The sequence below is a fragment of the Thermoflexus sp. genome, from assembly GCF_040289485.1.
Lineage (GTDB): Bacteria > Chloroflexota > Anaerolineae > Thermoflexales > Thermoflexaceae > Thermoflexus.
Genome location: NZ_PSLG01000087.1, coordinates 1 through 6067, shown reverse-complemented (window position 1 = coordinate 6067; position 6067 = coordinate 1). Strand labels below are relative to the sequence as shown.

At 72.9% G+C, this 6067-nt stretch carries 5 protein-coding genes; all 5 read left to right on the top strand.

Going from position 1 to position 6067, the window contains the following annotated elements; translation table 11 throughout:
- Positions 1-589, top strand: a 589-nt coding sequence (locus C4313_RS10695) for a DUF1028 domain-containing protein (protein ID WP_352429851.1), incomplete at its 5' end; no start/stop codon positions are given.
- Complete coding sequence (yqeC, locus tag C4313_RS10690; RefSeq protein ID WP_352429850.1) at positions 586-1974, top strand: selenium cofactor biosynthesis protein YqeC; 1389 nt, start codon at positions 586-588, stop codon at positions 1972-1974. The genes C4313_RS10695 and yqeC, both read left to right, overlap by 4 nt.
- Positions 1975-1998: 24 nt before the next feature.
- Positions 1999-2820 carry an HAD-IIA family hydrolase gene (locus C4313_RS10685; protein ID WP_352429849.1) on the top strand — a complete coding sequence of 274 codons (822 nt, stop codon included), beginning with the start codon at positions 1999-2001 and terminating at the stop codon, positions 2818-2820.
- The gene (locus tag C4313_RS10680; RefSeq protein ID WP_352429848.1) at positions 2802-5387 is read left to right on the top strand and encodes a beta-mannosidase; all 2586 of its coding nucleotides are present in this window, start codon (positions 2802-2804) and stop codon (positions 5385-5387) included. The genes C4313_RS10685 and C4313_RS10680 overlap by 19 nt, the downstream gene beginning before the upstream one ends.
- A 30-nt stretch (positions 5388-5417) precedes the next feature.
- Positions 5418-6067 (top strand): MFS transporter (locus C4313_RS10675; protein WP_352429847.1); only part of this gene is annotated, 650 nt, incomplete at its 3' end.

Genomic DNA, 6067 nt, shown 5'->3' with positions numbered 1-6067 from the left:
CACGGGCGCCGCATGCCTGCCCTGGGCCGGCCACCTCGTCGGGGAGGGCTTCTGCTGTCTGGGGAACCTCCTGGTCGACGGGCGGACGCTGGAGGCGATGGCCGAAGCCTTCGTGAAGACCTCCGGGGAACTGGCGGACCGCCTCGTGGCGGCCCTGCTGGCGGGGGATCGGGCCGGGGGTGACCGCCGGGGCCGCCAGTCCGCCGCCATCCTCGTGGTCCGGGAGGGCGGCGGCTACGGCGGCTTCAACGACCGGTATATGGACCTGCGGGTGGACGACGACCCAGACCCCGTGGTCAAACTGAAGGACCTGGTGGCGCTCCACCACCTCTATTTCGGGGCGCCGCGCCCGGAGGACCTGGTCCCTATCGACGCGGCCCTGGTCCGGGAGATCCAGCGCCTGCTCCGCCACGCCGGCTACTACCACGGAGAGATCACCGGCGTCTACGACGAGGCCACCCGCCAGGCCCTAGAGACCCTCTTCGGCGTGGAGAACCTGGAGGAGCGCTGGCGGCCAGACGACCGCATCGATCGGGTCGCCTGGGCCTTCCTCCGCCGACGCTACGGCCTCCCGGAGGGCTCCGGATGATCCCGGCGCAGATCCCGCCCGCCCTCCTCGATGCCCTCGGGCTGGCCCCGGAGTCGGCGGTGGCCTTCGTCGGCGCCGGGGGAAAGACCACCGCGGCCTGGCGGATCCTCCGGGCGCTGGGAGGGCCGGCCTTCTGGACAACCACCACCCACATCCTGGAACCGGTGCTGCCGGAGGACGTCGGCCTGCTCCTGACGGGGGATCCGACGCTGGAGGGGCTCTCCGAGCTCCTGCGTCACCGGCCGAAATGGGTGCTGGCCGCGCGGCGGGCCGAACCGTTCCCGGAGCCCCCGGCGGATCCCTACCCGGCCCATCCGTGGCGGCTCCAGGGTCTGCCCCCGGCGACGGTCGACCGGCTGATCCGGGGCCTGCCGCAAGTCACCTGGCTGATCGAGGCCGACGGCGCCCGGCGTCGGCGGTTGAAGTGGCCAGCCGAACACGAGCCTGCCCTCCCCACCGAGGTGGACGCCGTCGTGGTGGTGGCAGGCCTGGAGGCCCTGGGCCGGCCCATCCAGGAGGAAGTCCATCGCCCGGAAGGGGCCCTCCACCGCCTGGGGGGCCGTCCCGAGGACCCGGTCACCCCCGCCTGGCTGGCCGCCCTGGTCAGCCATCCAGAGGGAGGCGGCAAGGGGGTCCCCGCCGGAGCCTGTCGGATCCTGCTCTTGAGCAGCGCCTCCCGATTCGATCGAGAGGGCTTCGAGGCTGTCCTCGCCGCCCTGCCGCCGGAGGCCTTCCACCGCGTCGTGGGGATGGTCCATGGGGTGGCCGTGGCCGCCCGGCGCCGGGAGGATCCCCCCGTGGCGGCCATCTTGCTGGCGGCCGGGGAGGGCCGACGGTTCGGCATGCCCAAGGCCCTGGCCCCATGGGGGGAGCGCCCCCTGGTGCGCCATGGGGCCGCCCTCGCCCGCCGCGCCGGCCTGGATCCCATCATCGTGGTGGTGGGCGCCGCAGGGGATGAGGTCCGGAGGGCCCTCGCGGGCTTTCCGGTTCAGGTGGTGGAGAACCCCGCCTGGTCGGAGGGGATGAGCCGCTCCATCCGGGCCGGCCTGGAGGCCCTCCCGCCCACGGTGGAGGCGGTCGTCCTCATGCAGGTGGACCAGCCCTTGGTCCGCCCGCGCTGGCTGCGCCAGCTGGTGGAGATGTATCGCGCCACCGGCAAACCCATGGTAGTGAGCAGCCTGGACGGGGAGCCCCGTCCGCCCGCCCTCTTCGCCCGCCCGATGTTCCCGGCGCTGATGGACCTGCAAGGCGACCTGGGCGGGCGCTCGCTGGTCCGGCGCTTCCCCGAGGCGGTGGCCATGGTCCCGGTCCCCGATCCCGCCTGGGTCCTGGACGTTGACACCCCGGAGGCCTATCGAGAAGCCCTCCGGGCGGCGGCCGGATAATCCCGTTGTGAGAGGGAAGCCCCCATGTCCGAACGCCTGCGCGCCATCCGCCACCTGATCATCGACATGGACGGTGTGCTGTGGCGGGGGAAGCGACCCATGTCGGGTCTGGCGGCGTTCTTCGCCTTCCTGCGCCGCCGCGGGATCCGCTTCGTCCTGGCCACCAACAACGCCAGCCGCTCCCGGGCTGATTATGTCGCACAACTGGCCCAGTTCGGGGTGGCCGTCGATCCGGAAGAGGTGCTCCCCTCCGGCGAGGCCACCGCCCTTTACCTGCAGGAGATCGCCCCGCCCGGGGCCCGGGTCCTCGTCGTCGGGGAGCGGGCCCTGCGGGAGGCCCTGGAGGCCGCCGGCTTCCGGCTGGTGGAAGAGGAGACCGCCGACTTCGTGGTGGTGGGGCTGGACTGGGGGCTGACCTACGCCAAACTGGCCCGGGCGGCGCGGGCCATCTGGAACGGCGCCCGCTTCATCGGGACCAACCCGGATCCGGTGTGGCCGGGGGAGGATGGGCTCTACCCGGGCAACGGAGCCACCCTCGCCTTCCTGGAGCGGGCCACCGGCGTCGCCCCGGTGGTGGTCGGCAAGCCGGAGCCGCTGATGTTCCGCATCGCCATGGCCCGCATGGGGGCCGCTCCGGAGACCACGGCGGTCATCGGGGATCAGATCCCGACGGACATCGTTGGGGGGAAGCGGGCCGGCCTCACCACCATCCTGGTCCTCTCGGGAGCCACCTCCCCGGCCGCCTTGGCGGAAAGCCCGGTGCAGCCGGACTTGGTCTTCCCCGACATCCAGGCGTTGCAACGGGCGTGGGAGGCCCTCGAGGCGCCATGCGCCGCCAGTCCCTAAACGGCCTCTGGACCCTGCGCCCTGTGGGCTCCCTGGAGCTGGAGGCGGTGCCGGGACGGGTGCCCGGATGCGTGCACCTGGACCTCTACGCCGCCGGTCGCATTCCCCACCCCTTCGCCGCCGGCAGCCTCGAGCGGATCGCCGGGGTGGCTGAAGGGGATTGGGAATACGAGCGGACCTTCGAGGTGGACCCGGCCCTGTGGGACGAGGAGCACGTAGAACTGGTCTGCGCCGGGGTGGACACGGTAGCGGAGATCTTTCTGAACGGGGAGCGGCTCGGCGAGACCCGCAACATGTTCCGCACTTACCGCTGGGCCGTTCGAGAGCGCCTGCGCCGGGGGCCCAACACCGTGCGGATCCGGCTGCGATCCCCCCTCGCGGAGGCCCGATCCCAGCACGCCGCTCGCCCCCTGCCCGCCCTCTGGAACCCGGGGACAGCGGCCCTGCGCAAAGTCCCCGCCCACTTCGGCTGGGACTGGGGCCCGCCTCTGCCCACCATGGGGATCTGGAGGGGAGTGGCCCTGGAGGGATTCTCCGGAGCCCGCCTGGCCGAGGTACGGATCCGGCAGGAGCACCGCCCAGACCGCGTGGCGCTCCATGTGCAGGTCCAGGCGCAAATCCAGACGGCGGAAGATCTCACCCTCGCCGTGACCGTGGGGGATCCGGAGGGCCGGCGGATCCGGGCGGAGCGGCGGCTGGCGGCGCCGACGACGGCCCTCACGCTGGAGATCCCGGAGCCCCTGCGCTGGTGGCCCAACGGCCTGGGCCCCCAGCCCCTCTATACCGTGGCGGTCGCCCTGACGGCCGGCGGCCGCCTCCTGGATCGACGGGTGGAGGCCGTAGGGCTGCGGACGCTGGCTTTGGAGCGGACGCCCGACCGGTGGGGGGAGTCCTTCGCCTTCGTGGTCAACGGGGTGCGGCTGTTCGTCCGGGGGGCCAACTGGGTGCCCACCGCCCTGTTCCCGGACCCCGACCGGGGAAGGCGGATGGCCGATCTCCTGCGCAGCGCGGCGGCCGTGGGGATGAACATGCTGCGCGTCTGGGGTGGCGGCGGCTACGAGGAGGACCGCTTCTACGCCCTGTGCGACCGCCTGGGCCTCCTGATTTGGCAGGACTTCCCCTTCGCCTGCATGCTCTACCCTCTGGACGACCCGGCGTTCCTGGAGGAACTGCGCGCGGAGGTCCAGGAGAACGTCCGCCGCCTGCGCCACCATCCTTCCCTGGCCCTCTGGTGCGGCAACAACGAGATCGAGATGCTGTGGCCGTTATGGCGCTGGCAGTGGCGGGGCCGGGGGAAGGACCTGGCCCGCCTCGCCGAAGCCCACGAGCGCTTCTTCTATCACCTCCTCCCCGAGTGGCTTCAGGAGGAGGATCCCGATCGCCCCTACTGGCCGGGTTCCCCCTCCTCCGGCCGGTTCCTGGAGGCCGTGGGGGACGACCGCCGAGGAGACGTCCACCTCTGGCGGGTCTGGCACGGGCTGGCCCCCACCACCCACTACCGAAAGCGGATCCCCCGCTTCGTCAGCGAGTTCGGCGTGCAATCCCTGCCGGCGCTGGAGACCCTGCAGGCCTTCGCCCGGCCCGGGGAGCCCGCCTCGGTGGACCAGGCCCTGCAGGAACGTCAGCGCTCGCCCGGGGGCAACATGCGGCTGGGCTACTACCTGGCCGAGCGCTTCCGGACCCCGGCGCGCCGGGAGGACCTGATCTACCTCACCCAGATCGTCCAGGCGGAAGCGGTGCGCGCGGCCGTGGAGCACTGGCGGCGCCATCGGGACCGCTGCGGCGGCGTGCTCTTCTGGCAACTCAACGACCTGTGGCCCGCCGTCTCCTGGTCCAGCATCGACGTCACAGGCCGCTGGAAAGCGCTTCATTACGCCGCCCGTCGCTTCTTCGACCCGGTGCTCCTCTCGGTGGCGGTGGAGGGGCCCCGTGTGGCCCTCTTCCTGATCAACGACACCCGGGAGGCCTGGACGGGATCCATCCGCTGGTCCCTGGAGACCTTCACCGGCAAGGTCCTGGCCGAGGGGCACATCCCGGCGGAAGCCCCTCCGCTGTCCGTGCAGCCCATGGGCGTCTTCTCCTTCGCGCCGCACCTCCGCCGGCACCGACGGGCCCTGGCCTTCATCGCGGAGCGGTGGCGAGGGGAACGGCTGGAAAGCCGCCAGGTGGCCCTGTTCGCCCCCGAAAAGGATCTGCCCCTGCCGGATCCGGGGCTGCACGTGACCGCGACGGTCTGCGGGGAGGTGCTGGAGGTGGAAGTGAGGGCGCAGGCGCTGGCCCGGTTCGTGGCCCTGGACCTCCCGGGGATCGATGTCCGCTTCAGCGACAACTTCTTCGATCTCCCAGCGGGGCGCGCCGTGCGCGTCCACGGTCGGCTCCCGCCCGGAGGGGCGGCGCCCGCCCCCCAAGCCCTGCGGGTCCGCTCCCTGGCCGACGTCCGCCCGGCCGGCCCCCGGTGGCTGGACCGCGCCCGTCGTCTGGCCCTGCGGCTCTCCCCCGGCGGCCTGGCCGCCGCCCTGGCGATGAGGCTCCTCGAGTCGCTGGCGCGACCGGAGGCCCGGTCGTAACATAAAAAAATCACCGATAAGGAGGTTAAAATGGCCGGCGTCCGGCGGGCGGAGGCGTGGCGGTTCATCGTCCTCCTCGGGCTGGTCAGCCTGATGGCCGATGTGACCTACGAAGGGGCCCGCAGCCTCATCGGCCCCTACCTGGCGGTCCTGGGGGCGAGCGCCGCCGTGGTGGGGGCCCTGGGGGGGATCGGGGAACTGATCGGCTATGGCCTGCGGCCGCTGGCCGGCTACCTGGCCGATCGGCTGCGCCGGCCCTGGGCCCTGACCATCGCCGGCTACGCCGTGAACGTCTTCGCCGTTCCCCTGCTGGCCCTGGCCCGGACCTGGCCGGCGGCCGCCGCCCTGATCCTGGCGGAGCGGCTGGGCAAGGCCCTGCGCACCCCCGCCCGCGACACCATGCTCTCTTACGCCGCCGCAGAGGTCGGCGCGGGGAAAGGCTTCGGCCTGCACGAGGCCCTGGACCAGATCGGGGCGGTCGGCGGCCCCCTGCTGATGGCTGCCCTCCTGGGGCTCACCGGGCGCTACGACCTCGCCTTCGCCGCCCTGTTCGTCCCGGCGCTCATCACCATCGGCGTGTTGGGCGCGGCGCGGACCCGCTACCCGGCCCCGGCCCGCTTCGAGGCGGCGGGGGCAGCAGCCCCAGCCGGGGCCCTGGGCCTGCGGCGGCCGGCCTTCCA